Source organism: Sphingomonas sp. RS6 (assembly GCF_054489705.1).
Genome location: NZ_JBTMWM010000029.1, coordinates 1 through 411, shown reverse-complemented (window position 1 = coordinate 411; position 411 = coordinate 1). Strand labels below are relative to the sequence as shown.

Here is a 411-nt window from a genome sequence, read left to right as displayed (position 1 = left end):
GTGGTGCGTGCCTGGCCCTGGCCGATGTCAAACCGTGCGGCCTTGTCGGCGAGCGAGGCGACTTCCGAGGTGAGGTTGCGCGCGGCGGCCGAGGTCTGCTCGACCATCGCCGCATTCTGCTGGGTCGACTGGTCCATCGTTCCGATCGCGGTCGAGATCTGGGTGATCGCGGTCGACTGGGCCTGGTTGTCGGTGGCGATGGTGCCGAGCAACTGATGCACCTCGCCGACATCGGTGGCGATGTTGGCGAGCGCGCCATCGACCTTTTCGACCATGCCGACCGCGGTCACGATATCGCCCTGGGTGGCAGTGAGCTGATCGCGGGCGCGACCAGCCTCTTCCTCGGCGCGCATCGCGAGCGCCGAGACGAGATCGGCGACGACCGCGAAGCCGCGCCCGGCTTCACCGGCA

1 protein-coding gene is annotated in these 411 nt (G+C 68.4%); it reads right to left on the bottom strand.

What is annotated here, in order from left to right:
• Positions 1-411: methyl-accepting chemotaxis protein (locus ACX40Y_RS18220; RefSeq protein ID WP_459120990.1), on the bottom strand; the 411-nt coding region annotated here is incomplete at both ends.